The following is a 23,605-nucleotide window of genomic DNA, read 5'->3' as shown; positions in this document are numbered from 1 at the left end:
GCAGGATTGCAGCGCAAAGCCTCTCTATTGCCCCGCTTATGTCTCTTTTTCGCCATGGGGCTGCGTTGGGCTTTCGCAAGCGATACCTGAAAAACCAACTGCTCGACGAGCGATCGGCGGCGGCATGAACTCTCGGGATCAGATTCCGGAAAATGGACCGGATGCCGGCGGATCGGCGGGCTTCGTCATCTTCGTGCTCTGCATCGCATTGATCGCCTTCATTGCGGGCAGCACGGTGGTTTTCACCAAGGTCTGGCCCTACCGCCTGCTTGCCGATGCGCATGAAGCGGCCGTCGCGCTTTATCTGAAGGAAACGCAATACTCCGATCGCTACAACACCGATCAGTGGGCCGAAGCGCGAGCGGTCGGTGAAGGCGTGACCGTCAACAGGCCCGGCAAGGCGCTCAAGGGCTACACGCTCTATTCCTCCACATATGAGCCGGCCGCCTATCTCATCGATATGGACGGCAATGTCGTTCATGAATGGAAGGCGGATGTCGACGCGGTCTGGCGTCGGTCCGATGACCCGGCAAAAAAGCCGCCGCTCGGCTCGGGCGTCTATATGCGCAAGACCTGGATGTATCCGAACGGGGATCTTCTCGCGGTCTATGAAGGGGCGGGCGATACGCCCTGGGGCCTCGGTCTCGTCAAGTTCGACAAGGATTCCAACGTCATCTGGTCCTATACGAAGGAGATGGCCCATCACGACGCCGAGGTCGGCGCGAACGGCATCGTCTATCAGCTCACGCACGCCATGCGGCACGAGAAACTGGAAGGGCAGGGCAATCTCGAACCGCCCTTCATCGAGGACTTTCTCGTCACTCATTCGTCCGACGGCAAAGTGATCGGCCGCGTCTCCCTGCTCGAGCTGGTGGAGCAGTCGCGGTTCAAATGGCAGCTCTTCTCGCTGAACGAGGCCGAAACCCAGGATCCCCTGCATACCAATTCGGTCAAGGAGATCGGCAGGGAGGCCGCGGCGCATATGCCCTTCGCGAAGGAAGGCGACCTTCTCATCAATTTTCGCAATCTGCGACTGATCGTCGTTTACGACCCGGCGGCGGAGAAGATCGTTTGGGGCACGACCGGCGCCTGGGCCGGCCAGCACGATGCCGAGCCCCTCGCCAACGGCCATATCCTGCTTTTCGACAACAACGGCAATTATCGCGGCATGCGACACGCGTCGCGCGTCGTCGAGGTCGATCCGATGACCATGGAGGAAGTCTGGTCGTGGCAGGGAACCCCCGACGACAAGCTCTACAGCGAATTGCGCGCGGCGGCCCATCGGCTGGAGAACGGCAATACGCTCATCACCGAGGCCGAGGGCGGACGCCTTATCGAGGTGACGCAGGCTGGGGAAATCGCCTGGGAATATGTGAATCCGGTACGCGGCGGAAAGGACAAGAAGAAGATACCGGCCGTCGTCTGGGGTCATCGTTACACGCAAGATGAAATAGACCCCGCCTTTCTCTCCACTCTCGAACCTTCCTCGTCGAAAGGAGACGCAAGATGACTCATCGCAAAACCATATTCGTCTTCACCCTGATAGTCGCCGCCGCCTGGGCCGCGCCTGCCATGGCCTATGTGGGCCCCGGCGCGGGCCTCAGCGTGCTCTCCGCGCTTTTCGGGGTGCTGGCGGCCGTCGGCGCGGCGCTCGCCTTCATCGTCGTTTGGCCCCTGCGTCGCGCTCTGCGCAAGCGCAGGAAAGCGCAGCCGGCCGTCGATGGCGGCACGTCCGACAGCGCGGCCGATATACGCTCGCAGGCCGGCTACTAGCGCCGGCATGGCAGGGAGGTAAGCCCCGTGGGACTTCTCGATTTGCCGTCGCCGTTTTTTCAGGCGGTCGATTTGCTGATGCAGAACATTCCCGCTTCCGTCCGTATCGTCGTCTGGGCGGTCGTCGGCGCGGCGGTCTCCATGTGGCTCTACAAGCTTCTTTCTCCTCAGCAGGAACTTGAACGCGTGGAGGCACAGGCTCGCGACGCGCGGATGAAACTCAACGCCTTCGACGGCGATATGGATAAAGCCGGGCCTCTCATTGCCAATGCGTTGGGCAAGGCCATGCGACGGTTGTGGCTTGCTTTCCCGCCTGCACTCGTCGCCTCCCTGCCGCTGCTCGTGCTTGTCGCCTGGCTCTCCAACCAATATGGCTATCGCTTCCATGAAAGCCCGCCGCAGACGGCAGTCGCAGTCGAGCCCGGCACCTACCAGGCGACCATGGTCCGCCCGGCAGCGGTTGCCGACACCGGCAGCGACCGCCATGTCGTCGTGCGCGAGCCGCAGGGCCGGATGATCTTGGACGTGCCCGTTCGCGCACCCGTGCCCGTCATCGAAAAATGGCAATGGTGGAACTGGCTGCTCGGCAATCCGGCGGGCTATCTCCCCGATGCCTCGCCGGTAACGCGGGTCGACCTCTCGCTGCCGAGGCAGAACGTCATTTCCGTTGGCCCGTCATGGATGCGCGGCTGGGAATTCTCATTCTTCGTCCTGCTTTTCGCGTTTTCCCTCATCTTCAAAAAGGCCGGGAGAATTGCATGACCGGGACATCTTCCTCCTCCGATATCGTCGACAGATTCGCCGTCACGCCATGGATGGATCGCGTGGGACGTCACCTGTTCGAAAGGCCGAAGCTCATGCGGTCGCTGGCGAGGATGGAGACGAAACTCTTCGAAGACCGCATGGAAGACATCCCGCTGGTCTCGCCGATCTGGGTTTCGGGCCTTGCGCGCTCGGGCTCCACTGTTCTCCTCGAATTGCTGGCGGCCCATCCCGAAGTCGCCACGCAGCGCTATCGCGATTTTCCGCCGGTCTTCACGCCGATCCTGTGGAACAGGCTCGTCGACTACATGGCCAGGAAGGATGAGCGGCCGGAAGAGCGGGCGCATGGCGACGGGATCTATGTGACGTCGGAAAGTCCGGAAGCCTTCGAGGAGCCGATCTGGATGTCCTTCTTTCCCCATCTTCACAAGAAGACATGGGACGAACGGATCGATGCGGAGAGCGACAATCCGGAGTTCGAGGCGTTCCTGCGCGCCCATATGCGAAAGCTTCTCTATTTGCGGGGCGGTTCGCGCTACCTCGCCAAGGCGAATTACAACATCTCCCGGCTGGAATATCTCGTGAAGATATTCCCCGATGCACGCTTCATCGTGCCGGTGCGCGACCCGGTCTGGCATGTCGCATCGCTGATGAAGCAGCATCGCCTTTTCGTGAAAGGCGAGACGGCGCATCCCGAAGCGCGGGCGCATCTTGCGCGCGTCGGCCACTTCGAGTTCGGCCTCGACCGGGTTCCGCTCAACTATGGCAACGCAACCGTCACCCGGGAGATCGAGGGTCTCTGGGCCCGGGGCCGGGAGGCGGAGGGCTGGGCGCTGCAATGGGCCGAGGTCTATGGCTATCTCGCGGCCACGCTCGACCGAAACGATGCCCTGTCGGAGGCGACCATGGTGGTGCGTTACGAGGACATGTGCGCCGCGCCGGGTGAGATGATGGGGGATATGCTCACGCATGCGGGCCTTGAGGGTGATTTCGACCTTGCCGCCCGGGCGCGGGACAGGCTTCAGCCGCCCGGCTATTACCGTCCGGATTTCACGGATGACGAGCTTCGCGCCATTGCCGGGCGGACGGCCAGGGTCGCTGCGCGTTTCGGCTATGAGATGGGTTGAGCGCCGCGCCCTCCCTCAGCTGATCCCGGTGAGCCCGCTATCCACCGCCAGCGTCTGGCCTGTCACATAGACGCTTTCATCGGAGATGAAGAAGAGCGCCGCATAGGCGATCTCCCAGCCGGTCGCCTGCCGACCGAAGGGCACGGGCGTGCGCCTGCGCGAGGGGCGGCCCTGCGTCGCCAGCCGTCCGAGCGGCGTATCCACCAGTCCCGGTGCGACGATGTTGGCGCGGATGCCGCGCTTTGCGCCTTCGAGCCCCACATGGCGCATCAGTCCGCCAAGCGCGGCCTTGGAGGCGTCATAGGCCGGCAACCGGCTCCCGGCGACGAGCCCGGCAATCGAGGAAATGAAGACGATGGAGGAACCTTCTTCCATTTTCGGCAATGCCGCCTGGCAGCACAGCATGGGCCCGCGCAGATTGACGTCGAGCGCCTTCGTCCAGTCCTCCGCCGAAATGCCGTCGAGCCCCAGCCCGCCCACGCCGACGCCGACATTCAGCACCATGCCGTCGAGCCCGCCCATGGCGGAAATCGCCTCGTCGATCATGCGGGTGATGTCGTCGGGTTTGGCAATATCGGCGGCGATGGCGGTCGCTTTGCCGCCTTCCACTTCGGCCTGGCGTACCGTTTCGGCGGCGGCCTCCGCGTTCATGTCCGCGACGGCCACTTCAGCGCCTTCCCGCGCAAAGAGCAGCGACATGGCGCGTCCATTGCCGACCGGGTCGGTCGCCGCATCGAGCACACGCTGCCCGCCGCCCACCACGAGAATGCGCCGGCCTTCCAGCCGTCCCCGCCCCGGCGCGTCGCCTTCGGACTCCGCGCTCAGCGGGCGCACATAGCCCTGTTTTTCGGGACCCTTCTTCTCCTCCGCCATGTTTCCTCCCTCATTTTTTTCGTCATGGCCCGGACAAGCCGGGTCATGATGCGTTTGGTTGTTACCCTAAACCCCTCACCGCCCCATCGTCGCGCCGATCTCCTCCAGACCCGAGCCCTCGATCTCCGTCTCCTCCAGCTCGATCTCCATCGTTTCGAGATAACGGCAGACCAGCATGTAGATGCCCACGATGAGGATCAGTTCCTGCATCCCCGCATCGCCGACATGCTCATGCGCGGCGTCGAACAAGGCGCCGTCCGCCTTCACCTTGGCCACCTGGTCGTCGATGAAGGCGAGCGCCGCGTTCTCCGCCGCGCTGAAATGCGGCGAGGGGAGCGGCCCGCCCGCCGCGGCGATGCGCTCCGCGCTCATCCCGATGGTGCGCGACACGCGCTCATGCTGGTGAAGCTCGTAAGGGCTCTTCTGCAAATGCCCGACCCGCAATATGGCCAGTTCGCGCAGCTCCGCCTCCAGCGCCCCGTGGTTCAGATAGGCGTTGATGAGCGCCATGAAGGCCGGAAAGCTCGCCCCCGCGCCGGAGAGCATGTGGAAGATGTTCAGCGGCGGGAGCGTTTCGAGGAGTTTCCGGTTTTCCTTCGGCAGCGCCGCCGGGTCCGGATAGGGCAGTTTCGCCATCGCGTCAGGCCTTCTTGCCGATGCCCGTATCGACGGGCTTCTCCTCGATATCCACGTCGAAGGTTTCGAGGAAGTTCGAGACCATCGTGTAGTAACCGATGGTGATGGTCAGTTCCTGCATCTGCTTGGGGCCCAGCTTTTCCAGCAGCGGGTCGAAGGTCGCGTCGGAGGCGCGTGTGTTCGTCACCACATCGTCGGTGAAGCGCATCACCATGCGCTGCATGTCGTCGAACGCCCCGGCCTCCGGCCCCTCATGGATCGCCTCGATGAGGGCGTCGCTCATGCCCATCCGGCGCGAGATCGCCTCATGCTGATAGACCTCGTAGGAGGAGCCGCGCAGCACGCCCGTGCGCACAATGGCGATTTCACGCAGGACCGGGTCCAGTTCGGAAAACATCAGGATCTGGTTGCCGAGCTTGATGAAGCCGTCCAGCATCTCGCCGGAATGGCCGAGCATGCGGAAAATATTGAGTGGCGGCAGCTTCTTGTAGACTTCCTTCGCGCGGCCTTCGGCCTGTTCCGGATCGAAATAGGGTATGCGGGCCATCTGGTTCTCCCTGTGACTTTCTCTTGTTGTGTGTGGGGTCTTTCGCCCCTTCCGCAGCGTATCGTTGCGTCGGTTCCGTGTCCGGCGCTTATAGCATTTCGGTGCGCCGGTTGCGCTTGCTCCCTGCGATAGCACCGTTACACTCGCGGCAAAGAATACTCACAAAATGACATCGGCGCGCCGGCAAACGGCCCCGGGGAAGGGCCCGGCGCGTATATGAGGGAGGAAATGCCATGTTCGACGCGAACGAGGTTCGCTGCGTTGCGGATATCACGCGCTACCGGGCCAAGGCGCAGGGCGGCGACACCGCCCAGGTCTTCGGCGAGCGCCGCACCACCTATGCCGAACTCGACGCCTATGCCAATCGCGTGGCGCAAGGGCTGATTGCCGAGGGCTGCAAGCCCGACAGCCGCATCGGCTATATCGGCAAGAGTTCCGACCTTTATTTCGAGGTGCTCTACGGCGCCTTCAAGGCGAAGGCGGTGATGGTCGGCGTCAACTGGCGTCTCGCCGCGCCGGAAATCGCCTATGTGCTGAACGATTCCCGTACGGAAATTCTGTTCGTCGGCGCGGAATATTACGACGTCGTCGAAAAGGTGCTGCCGGAATGCCCCAATATCCGGAAAGTGGTGGCGCTGGACGGCGGCCGGTCGGACTGGATTTCCTTTGCGGAGTGGCGCGACAGCTTCCCGAACGAAGACCCGATGCTGCCTTCCGACATCGACGACGACGTGATCCAGCTCTACACCTCCGGCACGACGGGCCATCCCAAGGGCGTGCAGCTCACCAATCGCAACTATCTCGCGGTTTTCGAGCAGGGCATGAAGTCCGGCTGGGCGGATTGGCGCGAGGACGACGTCGTGCTGGTCTGCATGCCGCTCTTCCATGTGGCGGGCGTCAATATTGGCATTCTGGGCCATCTGCATGGCTGCAAGAATGTCGTGCTGAAGGATGTGGACCCGGCGGTGATCCTGCAGTTGATCGAGAAGGAGGGCATCACCGTCCTCTTCATCGTGCCCGCCGTCATTCTCTTCCTCCTGCAGCAGCCCAATATCGCAGAGGTGAATGTCTCCACCGTGCGCCAGCTTCTCTATGGCGCTTCGCCCATTGCCGAGGACGTGCTGCGCAATGCGCAGGACCGTTTCAAGGCGGAGTTCGTGCAGCTTTACGGCCTGACGGAAACGACGGGCGGCGCGACCCATCTGCCGCCCCATGCGCATGACCCGGCCAGGAACAAGCTCCGCTCCTGCGGCATTCCCAATCCCGGCACCGAAATCCGCATCGTCGACGAGAACGGCAAGGATGTGGAGAAGGGCGGCGTCGGCGAAGTGCTCATCAAGGGCGGTTCGGTGATGAAGGGCTATTGGAACCGTCCCGAGGCGACGACGGAATCTATCGTCGACGGCTGGTTTTATTCCGGCGACGCCGGCTTCTTCGACGAGGACGGCTATCTCTACATTCATGACCGCGTGAAGGACATGATCGTCTCGGGCGGCGAGAACATCTATCCCGCGGAAGTCGAAAACGCGCTTTTCGGTCATCCCGCCGTCGCCGATGCCGCCGTGGTCGGCGTGCCGCACGACAAATGGGGCGAGGCGGTGCAGGCCATCATCGTGCTGAAGCCGGGCGAAAGCGCGAGCGCGGACGACATCATCGCCTTCGCCAGGACGCGCATCGCCTCCTACAAGGTGCCCAAGGACGTCGCCTTCATCGAGGCGTTGCCGCGCAACCCGTCCGGCAAGATCCTGCGCCGCGAACTGCGCAAGCCCTACTGGGAAGGCCGCGAGCGGATGATCAACTGATCGGCGAGATAAATTTGACCTGTCATCCCGGCCTTGTGCCGGGATCCAGGGGCCGCAAGCACTGACTGTGCCGCTCTGGACCCCGGGACGAAGCCCGGGGTGACAGTTATTGGAAATTGCTATCCGAATTCAAACTCTGCCAATGGGAGGAAACCATGAGCCTTGCGGAGGAGTTGAACGACGTTCCGTTCAAGCCGCTGAAGCAGAAGCCGCCGAAGATCGTCGTCGAGCGGATGGAGGACGGCACGACCTATGTCCGTTCCCAGCACGAGCTGCCGGCGATGAAGCGCTCCGTGCCGCATATTCTCGCGGAAAAGGCGGCGGCGCATCCCGAGCGCCATTTCATCGGCGAGCGCGGGCCGGACGGCGCTTGGCGCTACATCACCTATGGCGAGGCGCAGCGCGCGGCGCGTTCCGTCGCGGCGGCGCTTCTTCAGCGCGGGCTCAACCAGTCCACGCCCATCATGATCCTGTCGGGCAATTCCATCGCCCATGCCGTCATGGCGCTGGGCGCGATGAAAGCGGGCGTGCCCGTCGCGCCGGTCAGCGTGCCCTATTCGCTGATGAGCACGGATTATTCCAAGCTCAAGCATGTTGCCTCGGTCGCGAAGCCGAAATTCGTCTTCGCCGAGCAGGGCGAGATGTTCGCCAAGGCGATCGGCGCGCTCGATCTCGGCGACGACGTGACCGTCGTCACGGGCTCCGGCGAGGTGCCGGGCCGCGACACCGTCGCCTATCGCGATCTTATTCAGACGCCTGCGGGCTCGGAAGTCGATGAAGCGCTCGACCGGGTCGATCACGACACGGTCGCGAAATATCTCTTCACTTCCGGCTCCACCGGCATGCCCAAGGGCGTGGTGCAGACGCATCGCATGATGATGGCGCAGATCGCCGCCCAGGAAGCGCTCCGCACCGAGGAGCCCGATCCGGACGACATTCCGCAGAGCCTTGAATGGATGCCCTGGAACCACATCTCCGCGGGCAACATCTCCTTCAACGGCAATCTGGCCAATGGCGGCACGGTGCATCTCGATGCGGGCAAGCCCGTGCCGGGCCTGTTCGAGCAGACCATCGCCAATCTGCGCGAGGTGAGCCCGCGTGTCTTCGGCTCCGCGCCGGTCGCCTTCGGCATGTTGGCCGATGCGATGGAGCGCGATCCGGAACTGCGCGCCTCCTTCTTCCGGAACCTCGAATATATGGCCTATGGCGGCGCGACGCTGTCGAGCGATCTCTACGACCGCATGCAGCGCCTTGCCATTGCCGAGACGGGCCATCGTATTCCGCTGACCACCATGTATGGCGCGACGGAGACGCAGGGCATCACCGTCGTTCACTGGATCACCGAGCGCGTCGGCCTCATCGGCCTGCCGCTGCCGGGCATGGAACTGAAGCTCGTACCGTCGGGCGCGAAGATGGAAGTCCGCGTGCGAGGGCCCATGGTGACGCCGGGCTATCACGGCGATGAGGAAAAGACAGCCAAGGCGTTCGATGAGGAAGGCTTCTATTCGCTCGGCGATGCGGCCAAGTTCCTCGATGAGGACGACCCGCATCTCGGTTTCGTTTTCGATGGCCGCGTGACGGAGGACTTCAAGCTTTCCACCGGCACATGGGTCTCCACCGGCACGCTGCGCGCCGACGTCGTCGCCGCCATGTCGCCCATGGTGCAGGACGCGGTGGTCTGCGGCCTCGACAAGCCTTACATCGCGCTCCTCGCCTGGCCGAATATCGCGGGCATGAAGGCCGCCGCCGGCCTGCCGGAGGATATGGCGCCGGAAGATGTAATCGCGCATCCGAAAGTGATCGAACACCTCCTCAATGCGCTCGAGATGCACAACAAGTCGGGCGGCGGATCGTCCACCCGCATCGCGCGCCTCCACCTCATGCTGGAGCCGCCCTCTATCGACGGTCATGAGATCACCGACAAGGGTTATGTGAACCAGTCCGCCACCGCCTCGCGCCGCGCGCATCTGGTGGAAAAGCTCTTCGAGGCCGACCCCGCCGACGATGTGATCGTGGTGGTGAAGTAACGCTCCCGTCATTGCGAGGAGCGAAAGCGACGAAGCAATCCAGCGCAGCGTCTGCCGCCTCTGGATTGCTTCGCTTGCGCTCGCAATGACGGCTCTCTCCCCGTCCTGTCATTCCCGGGACCCACTAGCGTTCCAACAAATATCGAAGGCGAGTGGGTCCCGGCTTTCGCCGGGATGACACTTCTGGTTAGCTGGCGGCTCTGACATCTTCTCCGGAGCCGCCCCCATGTCCCTCATCCGCCCCCGCGACGTGCTCGACTTCTGGTTCAGTGCCGGACCGGAGAAGTGGTTCACCAAAAGCGACGCCTTCGATGCGGAAATCCGCAACGAGTTCGGCGACGCGGTGAAGGCGGCGGCGGAGGGCGATTACGACGATTGGGTGGGCGAGCCGGAAAGCGCGCTCGCGCTCGTCATCCTCCTCGATCAGTTCCCCCGCAATATCTATCGCGACGATCACCGCGCCTGGGCCGCCGACGCGAAGGCCCTCGAGCTGGCGCGCGAGGCGATCGCGCGCGGTTTCGACACGACCCTGCCGGAGGTCGCGCGCCGCTGGTTCTACATGCCCTTCATGCATGCCGAAGACCTCGCCGCGCAGGAAGAGGGGCTCAAATATTTCGCCGGGCGTCTCAACGACCCCGAAACGATGAAATTCGCCGACATCCATGTCGACATCATCCGCCGCTTCGGCCGCTTCCCGCATCGCAACGGGGTGCTGGGCCGCGCGACGACGCCGGAAGAGCAGAGCTTTCTCGACGAGGGCGGCTTCGCGGGCTGAGACTAGCCCGTCGCGGCGCGCGCCCATGGGCAAAATTGGCCGCATGGGGCGGTTTCGGCCGGGAAGGCTTTGCCGCCCGGTCGCCGGAACCGCGCGGCGTTCCGCTCAATTCATTGAAAAATATAGCTGATTTTCCGGGCCCCGCTCTGGCCCGCCCATTGCAATCCCTCGGGCAAAACCCCAACGCCTGACGGAGAGCCGAACCCCATGGTCACCGAGCACGAAATCAATCTTCTCGCCGCCTATATGGTCGATACGCATGGCGAAAAGGCCATCGGTTTTGCCGATCAGGCCGTCGACGAACTGGAGAAAATCGGTGAGAAACTGCGCGCCGAGGCCTGGCGGCAGTTACGCGTCGTCGTGCTGGACATGGTAAGCGGACGGCGCAACCGCGAAGGCGGCGTGTTGCACTGAGTTTTATCCGGGGCCGCATTCGGGGCTCCACTCCCTCCCCCTTGACGGGAGGGGGTGAAGCGCCAGGCACAGGCATTTTGACCCTTTTTCCCTCCTTTCCCGTTCCCTCTTTCCCCTGCGTACCGTTTCGTCAAGCGCATTTGTGGCTTGGCGCATGGCGCTTCGCGCGGCTAGATAGAGGGAAGAAGAACGGGACCGGCAAAAGCAGGCAATGCATTGCCGGCATGAGAAAGAATGAGGGGAGGCCTTCCATGACACTCGATCCGCAGGCGAAAGCCATTCTCGACGCCATGGCCGAGAATACGGAAATGCCGCGCATCATCGATCTGCCGCCGGAGGGCGCGCGCGAAATGTATCGCGGGCTGTCCGCCGCGCTCGATGCGCAGGGCGTTCCCATCGGCAAGGTGGAAGACCGCGCCATTCCCGGCCCCGCCGGCGACATCCCGATCCGTCTTTACGAACCCGTCGCGGGCGGCAACGGTTTGCCGGCGCTCGTCTTCTTCCATGGCGGCGGCTGGGTGATCGGCGATCTGGAAACGCATGACGCGCTGTGCCGGACGCTGGCCAATGAAAGCGGCTGCAAGGTGGTCGCGGTGGATTACCGCCTCGCGCCGGAACATCCCTTTCCCGCCGCGTCGGAAGATTGCTACGCCGCCGTGAAATGGGTGGAGGCGAATGCCGCCGACATCAATGTCGATCCCAACCGCATCGCGGTGGGCGGCGACAGCGCGGGCGGGCATCTTTCCGCCGTCGTCACGCAGATGGCCAAAGCCAACAAGGGTCCGGTCGTTTCCTTCCAGCTCCTGATTTATCCGGTGACGGATAAGCCCGGCCAGACCGGCTCCTATGACAGCTTCGCCGAGGGCTATTTCCTCGAGAAGGAAGGGATGGAGTGGTTCTGGAAGCATTATGCGGGCAATGGCGCGGATGAAAGCGATCCGCTCCTTGCGCCGCTGCGGGCGAAGGACCTGTCCGGCCTGCCGCCGGCCTATGTCGTGACCGCCGGTTTCGACGTGCTGCGCGACGAAGGCAAGGCTTACGCCGATGCGCTGAAAAAGGCGGGCGTCGAGGTCGAATATGTCAATTACGACGGCATGATCCACGGCTTCTTCAACCTGCAGGCCGCCCTCGACGTCTCGCGCGACGCGGTGAAAGCCGCCGCCAAGGCGCTGAAGGAAGCGCTGGGCTGATATTCAGGCAATGCCGCTTTCCTTTCCCTCCCCCTTGAAGGGGGAGGGCAGGGAGGGGGTGGGGCGACAGTCGCAGGCGCTGAAGGAAGCGCTCTCGTAAATTCCCGACAGTGGAAAACTATCCCGTCACCCTGGCCTTCAGCCGGGGTCCATGCGGCCTTGCAGTATGGATTCCGGGTCAAGCCCGGAATGACGAGGACAGAGGGGAGCCTCTTTCCCTTTGAGGCTCAGGCCAGCAGCTCCTCCACGATCTCTTCCAGCGACGCCGCCACATGCGCGCCGCCTTTCTTCGCGGTCTCCTCGTCGCCCGCGCGGAACTTTCCTTCTCTCACCAGCGCGGCCATGAAGCCCGCTTCGATGGCGCCCAGCACATCCGCCTCCACATCGTCGCCCACCATCAGCGTGGTGGCGGGGTCGGCGCCGATCTCCCTGGCCGCCTCGCGGAAATAATCCGGCGAGGGTTTGCCGATGAGGCGGGCCTCCGCGCCGCTGGCATATTCCAGCGCGGCGACGAAGGCGCCCGCATCGAGTTCGAGCCCGCTCGCCCCCTTGAAATAGCGGTTCTTCCCCAGCGCGTAGAATTTGCCGCCCTCGATCAGGATGCGGAAGGCTTCGTTGAGCTTCTCATAGGTGAAGTGCTGCGCGGCATCGCCCAGCAGCACGGCATCCGGTTCCGCCGCCTGATCGGGTAAATCTTCCAGAAGATCGGGATGGACGAGGAGATAGGGTTTCACGCCGTCCGCCTTCATCGCCGCGCAGGCGACCGAGGCGGTCGTCACCACGTCTTCCGCGCTCACCTCGAAGCCCAGCCGCGTCAGCTTCTCCACGATCATGCGTTTCGGGCTGCGGCTCGTATTGGTGATGAGGCGGAAGGGAAAGCCCGCCTGCCGGAGCCGGGCAAGCGCATCCGCCGCGCCGGGCAGCGCCGTGTCGCCTTCATAAAGCACGCCGCTGATGTCGAGCAGGGCGGCTTTCGCATCCGAAACTGACTTCGGGGTCATTGCAATCGCCCTTAGCATGGCCCCTCGCTCCCGCGTCCAAGTCTAGAGCGGCTTTGGCGCGGGGCTCAAGCCTGCGTTATCCTTCGGGAAAAGAACCGAACATAAAGAACCGAACATAAAGACCGGGGAGGTCGCCACATGCCCGCCTTGCGCTCGCCGCAAATCCATCCCTTTTCCGCGTTCGACGTGCCGCATCTGCTGGCCACCCATGCCACGCGCCGTCCCGAGCATCCGTTCCTCGTCTGGGAACCCTTCGAGGGGCCGGAGCGGATCTGGTCCTATGCCGCCTTCCAGCACGATGTGAAGCGCCTCGCGGCAGGCCTGAAGGCGCGCGGCGTGCAGGCCGGCGAGCGCGTGCTCATCCATCTCGACAATTGCCCCGAGGCCGTTGTCGCCTGGTATGCCTGCGCGCATCTGGGCTGCGTCGCCGTCACCACCAATGCGCGTTCGGTGGCCGACGATCTCACCTATTTCGCCTCCCACGCTTCCGCCGTCGGTGCGATCACCCAGCCGATCTTCGCCGATCTCGTGGCAAGCGCCTGTCCGGACCTCAAATGGATCGCGGTCACCGAGACCGATTGCGGCGTGCCGCCCGCTTCCGGCCATGCACCGGGCAGGTTCGACAGTTTCGAGCAGCTTTTCGGCAATGCCGACGATGCGCCGCTGCGCCCCGCCGATCCCATGCTGCCGGTCGGCATCCAGTACACCTCCGGCACCACCTCGCGGCCCAAGGGCGTCGTCTGGACGCACGCCAATGCGCTCTGGGGCGCGAAGATGTGCGCCATGCATGAAGACCTGCGGCCCTCCGACGTGCATCTCACCTATCTGCCTTACTTCCACACCAATGCGCAGAGCTATTCCGTGCTCTCCACGCTCTGGGTGGGCGGCACGGTGGTGCTGCAGCCGCGCTTTTCCGCCTCGCGTTTCTGGGACGTGTCGCTCAAGCATGGCTGCACCTGGACGAGCATGGTGCCCTTCTGCCTGAAGGCGCTGATGGACCGCGAAGTGCCGGAGCATTCCTACCGCTTCTGGGGCAATGGCGTGTGCGAGCCGCCCACGGATGCGCATTTCGGCGTGAAGACCGTCGGCTGGTGGGGCATGACCGAAACCATCACCCACGGCATCGTCGGCAATCCGCATCTGCCCGACCGGCCCATGAGCTGCGGCCGTCCTTCGCCGGGCTACGAAATCGCCATCACGCGCGAGGACGGCTCCTCCGTCGATGTCGGCGAGACGGGCTTCCTGCTGGTGCGTGGCGTGCCGGGCATTTCGCTGTTCCTCGAATATCTCAACAACCCGCAGGCCACAGCCGACACGTTCGACGAGAAGGGCTTCTTCATCACGGGCGACCGGGTGACGCTGCTCGAGGACGGCTTCATCCAGTTCGCCGACCGCGACAAGGACATGCTGAAAGTCGGCGGCGAGAATGTCGCCGCATCGGAAATCGAGCGCGTGGTGATGACGGTGCCCGGCATCGCCGAATGCGCGGTCGTGGCGCGCAAGGATTCGATGCTCGACGAAGTGCCCGTCGCCTTCCTGCTCGTCCCGGGCGGCGAGGACGCCGCGCCGCCGAGCCTCAAGGAAGATGTCATGGCCGCCTGCCAAAAGGGCCTTGCCGATTTCAAGGTCCCGCGCGAGGTCCGCATCCTGCCGGAGTTCCCGCGTTCGACGCTGGAAAAGATCGCCAAGGCCGAACTCAGGAACGTGCTGGAAGCGGAGGATTAATTATTTTGGGAATCATTCAAATATAGAAAACGTATATTTTTGTGGAGAATTAGTCCTGGTGCTGTAGAAATAAACCTAAATATAAATCATTTATATTGGAAGGGTCCATGACATCAGATTTTGCAACTCTCGGAGCCGCTGCGGTTGCAGCTGCGGCCTCATTTCTCAATCTATTGATTTCTGCGGGCAACCGAAGGCGGGAAGGAAATCGAGAGGCAGTCAGAGTCTCAATCTCTCGAAATTTAGATCGAGTAGGCAGGCTGGTCCATGAAGTCATAGCTTTGAGTTATATCTTGGCGAAGAATGAAAATCCTGATCTTCACAAGGAAAAACATGAAAGGGCGAAAGGGGCTGCCGATAAGCTCAAAGACCTACGCCTTGACGTGCGTTATTCTCTTTGGGGTATTGAAGAAGGACTCAGAACGCTGACAAGAGTTCCAGATTGGGTAGCACATACTAAGAGTGATATTGATCGACAAGAGAAGTTACTCCAAGCAGCATCTAGTTTGGGATTGGTGCTGGACGATGTAATTAGAAAAACCTATTTCTCTGGGACGCACCCTAATATCTATTCACGATGGCGTGTGAAGCGGAAGGCAGCGAAAGTTAGAAGTATTTTTGATGCTTTTAACTGAAGCCATTTCGAACGGTTAAGTTGGAGGCGTCCTTCGTTTGCGTGGGTGGGGATAAGAAAGCCTTCACGCTTCCCGGACTCCGGGCGGGAAGCGCACCAGACGTTCTCCGATGTTCGCTACGTAAAAATCCCTATGACATGGGCGAGGGGCCGCTTGCTAGACTCCGGGTTCCCAATCCCGCCTCGTGAGAGTTTCCATGTCCATGGACCGGCCCACCCCTGCCGCGCAGGGGCTTTTCGTACCCAAATTGCTGACCGTGCTGCGCGAGGGCTATACGCCCGGCAAGTTCGGCGCGGACCTCACGGCCGGTCTGACCGTCGCCATCGTCGCGCTGCCGCTTTCCATGGCGCTGGCCATCGCCTCGGGCGCGACGCCGGACAAGGGGCTGCTGACGGCCATCGTGGCGGGCTTTCTCATCTCCGCGCTGGGCGGCAGCCGTTTCCAGATCGGCGGTCCCACCGGCGCTTTCGTCGTCGTCGTCTTCAACATCATCGAGACGCAGGGCTATGACGGGCTCGTCATCGCCACCTTCATGGCCGGCCTCATGCTCATGGTGGCGGGCTGGGCGCGGCTCGGCACCTATATCAAATATGTGCCGCAGCCCGTGGTCACGGGCTTCACCGCCGGTATCGCCGTCATCATCGCGACGAGCCAGATCAAGGATTTCCTCGGGCTGACGACCGGCGAATTGCCGGGCGCCTTTTTCGACAAGATCCCCGTGCTGTTTGCCGCGCTGCCCACGCTGTCGCCCGCGACGCTTGCCGTGGCGCTGGGTTCGCTCGTCTTCATTCTGGCGCTCCGGCGCTACCGGCCCACCTGGCCGGGTTTTCTCTTCGTCGCCGTGCTGGCCTCCATTCTCGTCTGGGCCTTTGCGCTCCCGACCGAGACCATCGGCACGCGCTTTGCCGGGCTCAATCCCTCCTTTGCCATGCCCACCCTGCCGGATGTGAGCCTGCACCGGCTCGGCACGCTCATCCCGTCGGCCTTCACCATCGCCTTTCTGGGCGGGGTGGAATCGCTTCTTTCCGCCATGGTCGCCGACAGCATGACCGGGCGCCGCCACCGCTCCAATTGCGAGCTGGTGGCGCAGGGCGCGGCCAATTGCGCCTCGGCGCTGGTGGGCGGGCTGCCGGCGACGGGCGCCATCGCGCGCACCGCGACCAATATCCGCGCCGGCGCCGTCGGGCCCGTCTCCGGCATGGTCCACGCCGCCGCCGTGCTCGTCTTCCTGCTCGTCGCCTGGCCGCTCGCGACCTTCATTCCGCTGGCCGCGCTCGCCGCCATTCTTTTCGTCGTGGCCTGGAACATGTCGGAGATCGACAAGTTCGCGCATCTGATGAAGGCGCCCATCGGCGACCGGCTGGTGCTGCTGGCCACTTTCGGCCTCACCGTCGCGGTCGATCTCACCGTCGCCATCGAGGTCGGCGTGGTGCTCGCCGCCGTACTTTTCATGCATCGCATGTCGGAGGCGGTGGAGGTGCAGGCGCATATGAAGCTGCTGGAAGAGGACCGGGCCGACAATGCGCCCCATGCGGTGCCGCCGATGGAAGAGCGCGAGTTGCCGCCGGGCGTCGTGGCGAGCGTCATCAACGGGCCGTTCTTCTTCGGCGTCGCCATGCGGCTCGGCGAGACGATGGACCGCATCGGCACGCCGCCGAAGGTCTTCATCCTGCGCATGCGCGCCGTGCCGCTCATCGACGGCACCGGCGCCAGCGCCATCCAGACGCTGATCGACCGCTGCGCGAAGCACGGCACGAAAGTCATCGTCACCGCGCTCCAGCCCCAGCCCGAACAGGTGCTGACCCAGATGGGCGTCCTCGACGGCGCCGTCATCCGCGTGGCGAATTTCGACGAAGCCATCGCAACCGCGCGGGAGATCGTGGCAGGTAACTCTGCTCGATAGCGTCATGCCCCGAACAAGTTGGGCCATGACGTGGAGCAAGGCCAATATTTCCCACCGATTATCAATCGTCACAAAACTGCGCTAGGCTTTCCTCTTCCGGGTGACATTCGATTGGGGGAAATCATGAAAAACTGGATCGCGGCGCTCGTGGTGGCGCTTCTTCTCGTGCCGGGCTCGAGCGCCTTTGCGGGCTCGCTCGAAAGCCTGAGCGACGTCAAGGCGCTGACCGACAGCGCGATGAAGGATATTTCCGGCGGCAAGATCGATGCGGGCTTCGAGGCGCTCAAGCCTCATGTCGGCTTCTCGCAGGAGCAGTTCGGCGAGTTCAAGGCGCATGTCGCCGATCAGATGCCGCAGGTCGAAACCCATATGGGCAAGAATGTCGGTTACGAGCTTGTCGAGGACAAGGAACTCGGCACCTCGCTCTACCGCGCCGTCTATCTGCAGAAGCAGGAGACTTCCGCGCTGGTCTGGTACTTCACCTTCTACAAGGGCGCCGATGGCTGGACGCTGAACGACTTCGATTTCAACGACCACATCAAGGATCTGTTCTGAGGTCGGTCGGGGCCGTTTCGCTTTTCCCTCCCCCTTGACGGGGGAGGGCAGGGAGGGGGTGGGGCCGCAGTCGCGGGCGCCGGCGTTTGGCGCGTGGGGCCCCCCCCCCCCCCCCCGGGGGGGGCGCCCCCCCCCCCCCCCCCGGGGGGGGGGGGGGGGGGGGGGGCCCCGGGCCGCAGTCGCGGGCGCCGGCGTTTGGCGCGTCACCCCCACCCGCCCGGCTTTGCCGGTCGACCTCCCCCGTCAAGGGGGAGGTGATACTGCATCGTCGGAACGCGCTCCTACCCCAGCAATTTCCCCGGGTTCAAAATCCCCTTCGGGTCGAGCTTTGCCTTCACCGCTTTCAGCGTGCCCATCCCGATCTCGCCTTTTTCTTCCAGCATCCAGGGCGCATGGTCGGTGCCGACGCCGTGGTGATGGCTGATCGTGCCGTGGCCCGCCTCGATGGCGTCCGACGCGGCGCGCTTGATCGCTTCCCATTGCTCCACCTCGCGGTCGCGCTGGCGCGGAAACACGAAGGTGAAATAGAGGCTCGCGCCGTCCGGATAGGAATGGCTCACATGCGCCATCACGATGCCGCGTGCGCCCTGTTCGGGCATGTTGTCGTCCATCGCCCTGGTGATGGCCGCCGTCACCTTTTCGCGCAGCGCTGCGATGTTCGACCAGTGCGTCGAGGTTTCCAGCGTGTCGACGCCGAGCCCGCGGTCGAGCATCGGGTCGCGGCTATAGGGCGAGTGGAACCGGCTCTCATACCATTTGCGCCCCGGCCCGGTGCCGAGCGCCATCGCGCCCCCGGCCTTGGCGATCGCTTCGGTCTGCGCCTGCGCCCAGAGCACGGTGTCCTTTTCGCCTTCGAGCCCGATCAGCATCAGGCAGGGCCCTTCGGCAAAGCCGCGCGCCTTCAGATAGGCATTCTGCAGCTTCGACTTCAGCCCGCCCGCCGCGCTCGACGAGAATTTCTGGAAGAAAAAGGTCTCGTCGGCATCCGACAGCCGCACCATGGCGACCGGGATGCCGGCATGGTTGATGCGCCGCGCGGCTTCCACGCCCGCCTCGAAATTCTTGAAGAGATAGCCGCGATAGTCTTTCCGCGCGGGCAGTTCATGCACCTTCACCGTCGCTTCGCAGATGATGCCGAGCGTGCCTTCCGAGCCCGCCACGAGCTGGTTGAGGTTCGGGCCCGCCGCGCTCGCGGGAAAGTCTTCCGTTTCCCAGAAGCCTTCGGGCGTGGCGAGCTTTGCGTTCACCAGCCATTTTTCCGCCTTGCCGTAGCGGTTCGACTGCTGGCCCGCGCCGCGCGCGGCGATCCAGCCGCCCAGCGTCGAAAACTCGAAGCTCTGCGGATAATGGCCGAGCGTCACGCCATGGTTCTGCAACTGCTTTTCGAGGTCGGGCCCGTAAATGCCCGCCTCGATGCGCGCGGTCATCGACACCTTGTCGATGCGGATGACGCGGGTCATCATCGTCATGTCCACCGTCAGCACCGCGCCGTCGAGCGATTTCGCGAGCGCGTTGACGCCGCCCACCACGGAAGAGCCGCCGCCGAAGGGCACCAGCGTAATGTCTTCTTCCGCGGCAAGCTTCATCACCGACATCACTTCATCGGCCGCGCGCGGATAGACGACGCCGTCCGGCGCCATGTCGAGCTTGCCCGCGCGCACGTAAAGAAGGTCGTGATAGGACTTGCCGCGCGCATGGAAGGCGCGTTCGTAATCGTCCACGCGCAACTGGTTCTCGCCGACGATGGCGGCGAGCTTTTCCTGCTGGGCGTCCGTCAGTCGCGTCGGCGCGAGGCGGATTTCATTCATGGGTTGGGCGGGCGTCTTGGGCAGATGGCTCAGCCCCAGCGTCTCGCGGATCCATTCCCATTGCGGCGCCTGGTCCGGCAGCGCGTTTTCCTGGGCAACCGGCCCCCAGCCGTTCCAGCGCAGCGTCGTGCGGTCGATGGTCATTTGTCGTTTCCCCCTGGTCGGCCGGTGCTTGTCAAACCTGGTCCGGATGTTGTCGCGTCACCCCCTCCCAACCCTCCCCCGTCAAGGGGGAGGGCTTTCGAGGCAGCATTTCTGTATTCACCTCCCCCTTGATGGGGGAGGTCGACCGGCAAAGCCGGGCGGGTGGGGGTGAGGCGGCAGGTTCCGCGCCGGATTGTCTGGCCCGCCATGTCACACCCTCAATGTCAGCGCGCCGGGTAGTATCTCGAAGCGGGCGGGCAGCCGTCCCGGCGCCTCGCCGTCCACATCCAGAAGCACCGGGCTGTCGCCCACCGGCTCGGCTTCCAGCCAGCGCGCCCGCATGGTCGTCACCTTCGGATGGCCGATATGCTCGCCTTTGTAGAGCGAGCCGGAATTCTTCGCGAAATCGAAAAAGCCCATATCGCGCAGCACGGTCACGTCGAAGATGCCGTCATCGGGGGCCGCGTCCGGCGCGATCATCATGCCGCCGCCGAAAAAGCGTCCGTTCGCCACCGCGCAGGTGCCCACGCTCATCACCTCGTCGAGGCCCGCATCCGTCCGGATGCGGACGGGCCGCGGGCGATAGCCCAGCATGGCCATCATGGAGCACCAGAAGAAGGTGAAGCTGCCGCCGAAATTCTTCTGCCAGGTGGCGCGGTTCACCGCGCGCACCACATCGCCGGACATGCCGAAGCTCGCGATATTGTTGAAATAGCGCCTCGTCTCGCGCCCGTCCTCGGCGATGAAGCGCAGCCGCCCGATATCGATGCGCCGCGTATCGCCGCTCGCAATATGGGCGATGCCTTTTTCCCATTCCTGGGGAAAGCCGAAGGTCCGGCGGAAATCGCCGCCCGTGCCGCAATTCAGGATGGCGAGATGCGCTTCCGGGTTGATCTGCTCGTCGCCTTCGTAAAAGCCGTTCACGACCTCGTTGATCGTGCCGTCGCCGCCCACCGCGATGACGAGCTGCGCGCCCTCGCGCAGCGCCTGCCGCGTCAGTTCGGCGGCGGGCAGGTAGTGCGGCGAAGAGGGCGAGGCGGTGAAATGCGCGCGGACGGGCCCGAGATGCTTTTCGAGGTCGCTTGCGATGCGCCGCCAGGCCCGGCCCGTATAGCCGCCGCCGGAACGCGGGTTCACCACCGCGGCCACATGCGGCATGTAGCCGTCCGCCCGGATCCCGTCCATCGGGTATTCCGCGCCGCCCATGCTCATGCGCCCTGCGTCCTCTGGGGTGCCTGCTGGCTTGCTTGTTGGCTCTCGGCGGACACGGTCTCGAAGCGCTTCAGCGTGTCGGCCATTTCGTTGGCGAGCCGCGTCTCGTCCCAGTCCAGTTCGCGCGCCATCAGTTCGGCCACGCGCTTCACGACATCGGTGCCCGGCGTGCCCAGCGTGCCGAGGCCGGTGCGGCGGAAAATCACGTCGGAGAGCGTCTGCGCCATTTCGTTGCGCACGGCATGGATCACCTGCGCGCCGATATCGGGCACGTTGAGGCCGAGGCGGCGCTTCAGCGCGGGATCGGCATTGTCGCCTTCGGCCATGTCCAGCACGCGCTCATATTCGCTGCCGTAATACATGACGAGATTTTCGATCGCCTCTTCCGACATATCCGGATGGGCGCGCTTGGCCCGTTCGATGAAGCTCTTCAGCCGGCCGATCTCGCCGCCATGCACGGGCGTCGCTTCGGTTTCGCATTTCGCCTCGCGGCCGAGTTTGCCGAGCGCCATGTCCACCACTTCCTCGGCCAGCGCCCGGCTCGTCGTCCATTTGCCGCCCAGCGCGGAGATCAGCCCCTCGATCCCGTCCAGCTTCGCGTGGTCGCAGACTTCCGCCTCGCGGCTTGCCGTATAGGAGTTCTTCTCCTCGCCTTCCTCGCTGTCGTCGATCAACGGACGCAGTCCCGCATAGAAATGGATCACGTCCTCGCGCGTCAGTTCCAGCCCCGGCAGTCCGTTATTCACCACACGGATGAAATCCTCGATATCCTCTTCCGACACGCCCACCTTGTCCGGATCGCCCTCATAGAGCTTGTCGGTCGTGCCGAGAATGGTGTGGCCGCGCCACGGAATGACGAAAAAATGCCCGCCGATATCGGACTGGATGGCGAAGGCGTATTTGCCGGAAATGTCGCGGGTGATGATGTGAATGCCCTTGGAGCGCATCAAGCGGCGCGAGGGTTTGTGCTCCTCCGCCATGCCGATCATCTTGTCGGCCCAGGGCCCGCCGCCATTTACCACCACGCGGCCCTTCACCCTGTGGGTCTCGCCCGTCAGGCGGTCCGTCACGTCGACGCCGGTCACGCGCTTGCCGTTGCCGGTTTCCTCCGCCGCGAAGCGCGTCACCTCGGCGTAGTTCGCGACCTTGGCGCCATATTCCACCGCGCCCATCAGCACCGACAGGCAGAGCCGTTCCGGCGAAAACATCTGGCAATCGTAATAGATCTTGCCGCCGGTCAGTCCGTCGCGCGGCAGGCTGGGGATGAGGTCCAGCGTCTCGCCCCGCGAGATGGAGCGGAAGCCGGGCAGCTTCTTGTCGGTGTCGGCGAGCCAGTTCCGGTCATAGGAGAGGAGATCGTAAAAGGTGAGGCCGATGGAGAGCACGACCGGCCCCTTCATGCCCCAGCCATAGGTCGGGATGACGAAGGGCAGCGGATGCACCATATGCGGCGCGACCTGCTCCCAGACCCGGCGCTCGCGCAGCGACTCGCGCACGAGCTTCAGCTCCCCGTTCACCAGATAGCGCAACCCGCCATGGGTGAGCTTGGAAGAGCCCGAGGTCGTGCCTTGCGCGAAGTCGCCCTTTTCCAGCAGCGCCACTTTCAGGCCGCGCAGGCTCGCATCCCACGCCACGCTCGCGCCCGTAATGCCGCCGCCGACGATCACCAGGTCGTATTCGGCTTCGCTCATGGCTCTCAGGTCGCGCTGCATCGGGCGGGGATCCTCGTCTGGCTGGAAAATACGGTGGGGTACAGGGGAAATAATGGCGGATACGAGCCGGGGAGGCTATCCCCAGCGTCACCCCGGGTCCAGTGGAGAAGGGTGCGTCTTTGCCCGAATGCCGTCAAAGCCCTCCCCCGCTCGCGGGGGAGGGTTGGGAGGGGGTGGGGCCACAGTCTCATCCGTCGGCGTTTGGCGCTCTACCCCCACCCGTCTCTTCGGGCCGACCTCCCCCTCAAGGGGGAGGTGAGGGCGCTGCGGCCTTACTCCACCAGCCGCTTGCTCATCAGCAGGCAGCCCGTCTCTTCCCAGCCGAGGCTCTCATAGAGGCGGCGCGCCCGCTCATTGGCCTTCACCACCTCCAGATGGAGATAGTGGAAGCCGAGCCGCCTCACCTCCGCCTCGAGGAAGGCCATCACCTGCCGCCCGAGGCCCTTGCCGCGATAGGCCTCCGTCAGGAAAAGCTCGTCCAGAAACCCGTCCCGCCCGCCATATTGCATGGAAAAGCCGATGGTCAGGATGAGATAGCCCGCGACCGTCTCGCCATCCTGAACGATCCAGGCCCGCACATTGGGATCGCCCGCGCAAATGGCGTCGAGCGCGCGGCCGTGTAAGGCAGGCTCATATTCGTGATCGTCGAAGTCGTAATAGGCCCGCACCAGCTCCTCCAGCAGCGCCCGGTCGGCCGCGCCGACGGGCCGGAAGGAAAGGGAGATGTCATGCGTCGCGTTCATAGACGGGGAAATAGCACGGCAGCGACAAAATAGACATGTCATCCCGGCCACCTTCACACTCAAGGAGGGCCGGGATCCATTCGCGCCTCGATCGGTCGCAGTGCTAATGGATCCCGGGAATAAATCCCGGGATGACAGCGTGTGTTGTTTTTAGGAAAGATGCCAGAAATTCGGTGTCGTCCCGGCACTCGTTGCCGGGACCCACTATCAATAGTTATTGCCGCCGCGCGAATAGGTCTCG

General features: G+C 63.7%; 21 protein-coding genes. 13 read left to right on the top strand and 8 right to left on the bottom strand.

From position 1 onward, the window contains the following. Positions 1-124 precede the first annotated feature (124 nt). Genes FHS78_RS13335 through FHS78_RS13320 form a run of 4 tightly spaced genes read left to right on the top strand, consistent with a single transcriptional unit; the run spans position 125 to position 3,662 of the window. Positions 125-1,510, top strand: coding sequence for an arylsulfotransferase family protein (locus FHS78_RS13335; RefSeq protein WP_167094863.1), 1,386 nt, complete (start codon positions 125-127; stop codon positions 1,508-1,510). Then, positions 1,507-1,773 (top strand): hypothetical protein, encoded by a 267-nt coding sequence (locus tag FHS78_RS13330; protein WP_205305314.1) that lies wholly within the window; start codon positions 1,507-1,509, stop codon positions 1,771-1,773. The genes FHS78_RS13335 and FHS78_RS13330 overlap by 4 nt, the downstream gene beginning before the upstream one ends. A 27-nt stretch (positions 1,774-1,800) precedes the next feature. Beyond that, entirely contained in the window at positions 1,801-2,535 is a 735-nt protein-coding gene (locus tag FHS78_RS13325; protein WP_167094862.1) for a hypothetical protein, read from the top strand. Continuing rightward, positions 2,532-3,662, top strand: a complete 1,131-nt coding sequence (locus FHS78_RS13320; RefSeq protein ID WP_205305313.1) for a sulfotransferase family protein — start codon at positions 2,532-2,534, stop codon at positions 3,660-3,662. The genes FHS78_RS13325 and FHS78_RS13320 overlap by 4 nt, the downstream gene beginning before the upstream one ends. A 15-nt stretch (positions 3,663-3,677) precedes the next feature. Here the strand turns inward: FHS78_RS13320 and FHS78_RS13315 are convergent, their stop codons facing one another. The 3 genes from FHS78_RS13315 to FHS78_RS13305 all read right to left on the bottom strand — a co-directional run bounded on the left by FHS78_RS13315 (position 3,678) and on the right by FHS78_RS13305 (position 5,718). Next, entirely contained in the window at positions 3,678-4,535 is an 858-nt protein-coding gene (locus FHS78_RS13315) for an SDR family NAD(P)-dependent oxidoreductase (RefSeq protein WP_167094861.1), read from the bottom strand. Between the two features lie 75 nt (positions 4,536-4,610). Beyond that, entirely contained in the window at positions 4,611-5,171 is a 561-nt protein-coding gene (locus FHS78_RS13310) for a carboxymuconolactone decarboxylase family protein (protein ID WP_167094860.1), read from the bottom strand. A gap of 4 nt (positions 5,172-5,175) precedes the next feature. Further along, complete coding sequence (locus tag FHS78_RS13305; RefSeq protein ID WP_167094859.1) at positions 5,176-5,718, bottom strand: carboxymuconolactone decarboxylase family protein; 543 nt, start codon at positions 5,716-5,718, stop codon at positions 5,176-5,178. Between the two features lie 233 nt (positions 5,719-5,951). Here FHS78_RS13305 and FHS78_RS13300 point away from each other — a divergent pair, with 233 nt between their 5' ends. From FHS78_RS13300 to FHS78_RS13280, 5 genes are all read left to right on the top strand, one after another. Beyond that, the gene (locus FHS78_RS13300) at positions 5,952-7,520 is read left to right on the top strand and encodes a long-chain-fatty-acid--CoA ligase (RefSeq protein ID WP_167094858.1); all 1,569 of its coding nucleotides are present in this window, start codon (positions 5,952-5,954) and stop codon (positions 7,518-7,520) included. 155 nt (positions 7,521-7,675) lie between these two features. Continuing rightward, positions 7,676-9,547: an AMP-binding protein gene (locus tag FHS78_RS13295; RefSeq protein WP_167094857.1), complete on the top strand. Its 1,872-nt coding sequence runs from the start codon at positions 7,676-7,678 to the stop codon at positions 9,545-9,547. Between the two features lie 226 nt (positions 9,548-9,773). Beyond that, positions 9,774-10,322 carry a DUF924 family protein gene (locus FHS78_RS13290; protein ID WP_167094856.1) on the top strand — a complete coding sequence of 183 codons (549 nt, stop codon included), beginning with the start codon at positions 9,774-9,776 and terminating at the stop codon, positions 10,320-10,322. A gap of 207 nt (positions 10,323-10,529) precedes the next feature. Further along, positions 10,530-10,736, top strand: coding sequence for a hypothetical protein (locus FHS78_RS13285; protein WP_167094855.1), 207 nt, complete (start codon positions 10,530-10,532; stop codon positions 10,734-10,736). Positions 10,737-10,987: 251 nt separating this feature from the next. Beyond that, the gene (locus FHS78_RS13280; RefSeq protein WP_167094854.1) at positions 10,988-11,926 is read left to right on the top strand and encodes an alpha/beta hydrolase; all 939 of its coding nucleotides are present in this window, start codon (positions 10,988-10,990) and stop codon (positions 11,924-11,926) included. Between the two features lie 227 nt (positions 11,927-12,153). Here FHS78_RS13280 and FHS78_RS13275 read toward each other — a convergent pair whose 3' ends face one another. Continuing rightward, complete coding sequence (locus FHS78_RS13275; RefSeq protein ID WP_167094853.1) at positions 12,154-12,927, bottom strand: TIGR01458 family HAD-type hydrolase; 774 nt, start codon at positions 12,925-12,927, stop codon at positions 12,154-12,156. Between the two features lie 138 nt (positions 12,928-13,065). On the opposite strand from FHS78_RS13275, the gene FHS78_RS13270 reads away from it, so the two are divergent. The 4 genes from FHS78_RS13270 (at position 13,066) to FHS78_RS13255 (ending at position 17,745) form a co-directional block, all read left to right on the top strand. Next, positions 13,066-14,652, top strand: a complete 1,587-nt coding sequence (locus FHS78_RS13270; RefSeq protein ID WP_167094852.1) for an AMP-binding protein — start codon at positions 13,066-13,068, stop codon at positions 14,650-14,652. Positions 14,653-14,759: 107 nt separating this feature from the next. Continuing rightward, positions 14,760-15,287, top strand: coding sequence for a hypothetical protein (locus FHS78_RS13265; RefSeq protein ID WP_167094851.1), 528 nt, complete (start codon positions 14,760-14,762; stop codon positions 15,285-15,287). Positions 15,288-15,483: 196 nt separating this feature from the next. Next, positions 15,484-17,190, top strand: a complete 1,707-nt coding sequence (locus tag FHS78_RS13260) for a SulP family inorganic anion transporter (protein ID WP_167094850.1) — start codon at positions 15,484-15,486, stop codon at positions 17,188-17,190. A gap of 123 nt (positions 17,191-17,313) precedes the next feature. After that, on the top strand, positions 17,314-17,745 hold the full coding sequence (locus FHS78_RS13255; protein WP_167094849.1) for a hypothetical protein: 432 nt from the start codon (positions 17,314-17,316) through the stop codon (positions 17,743-17,745). Positions 17,746-18,026: 281 nt separating this feature from the next. On the opposite strand, the gene FHS78_RS13250 is transcribed toward FHS78_RS13255, so the two are convergent. The 4 genes from FHS78_RS13250 to FHS78_RS13235 form a co-directional block, all read right to left on the bottom strand. Further along, complete coding sequence (locus tag FHS78_RS13250) at positions 18,027-19,697, bottom strand: FAD-binding oxidoreductase (RefSeq protein WP_167094848.1); 1,671 nt, start codon at positions 19,695-19,697, stop codon at positions 18,027-18,029. 210 nt (positions 19,698-19,907) lie between these two features. After that, a complete protein-coding gene (locus FHS78_RS13245; protein WP_167094847.1) occupies positions 19,908-20,909 on the bottom strand; it encodes a diacylglycerol/lipid kinase family protein in 1,002 nt (333 codons plus the stop codon). Beyond that, positions 20,906-22,600 (bottom strand): glycerol-3-phosphate dehydrogenase/oxidase, encoded by a 1,695-nt coding sequence (locus FHS78_RS13240; RefSeq protein WP_167094846.1) that lies wholly within the window; start codon positions 22,598-22,600, stop codon positions 20,906-20,908. The genes FHS78_RS13245 and FHS78_RS13240 overlap by 4 nt, the downstream gene beginning before the upstream one ends. 293 nt (positions 22,601-22,893) lie before the next feature. After that, entirely contained in the window at positions 22,894-23,364 is a 471-nt protein-coding gene (locus tag FHS78_RS13235; RefSeq protein WP_167094845.1) for a GNAT family N-acetyltransferase, read from the bottom strand. Positions 23,365-23,605: the final 241 nt, after the last annotated feature.

This window comes from Parvibaculum indicum (assembly GCF_011762095.1).
Taxonomy (GTDB): Bacteria; Pseudomonadota; Alphaproteobacteria; order Parvibaculales; family Parvibaculaceae; genus Parvibaculum; species Parvibaculum indicum.
This window is presented reverse-complemented; position numbering and strand designations above follow the sequence as displayed.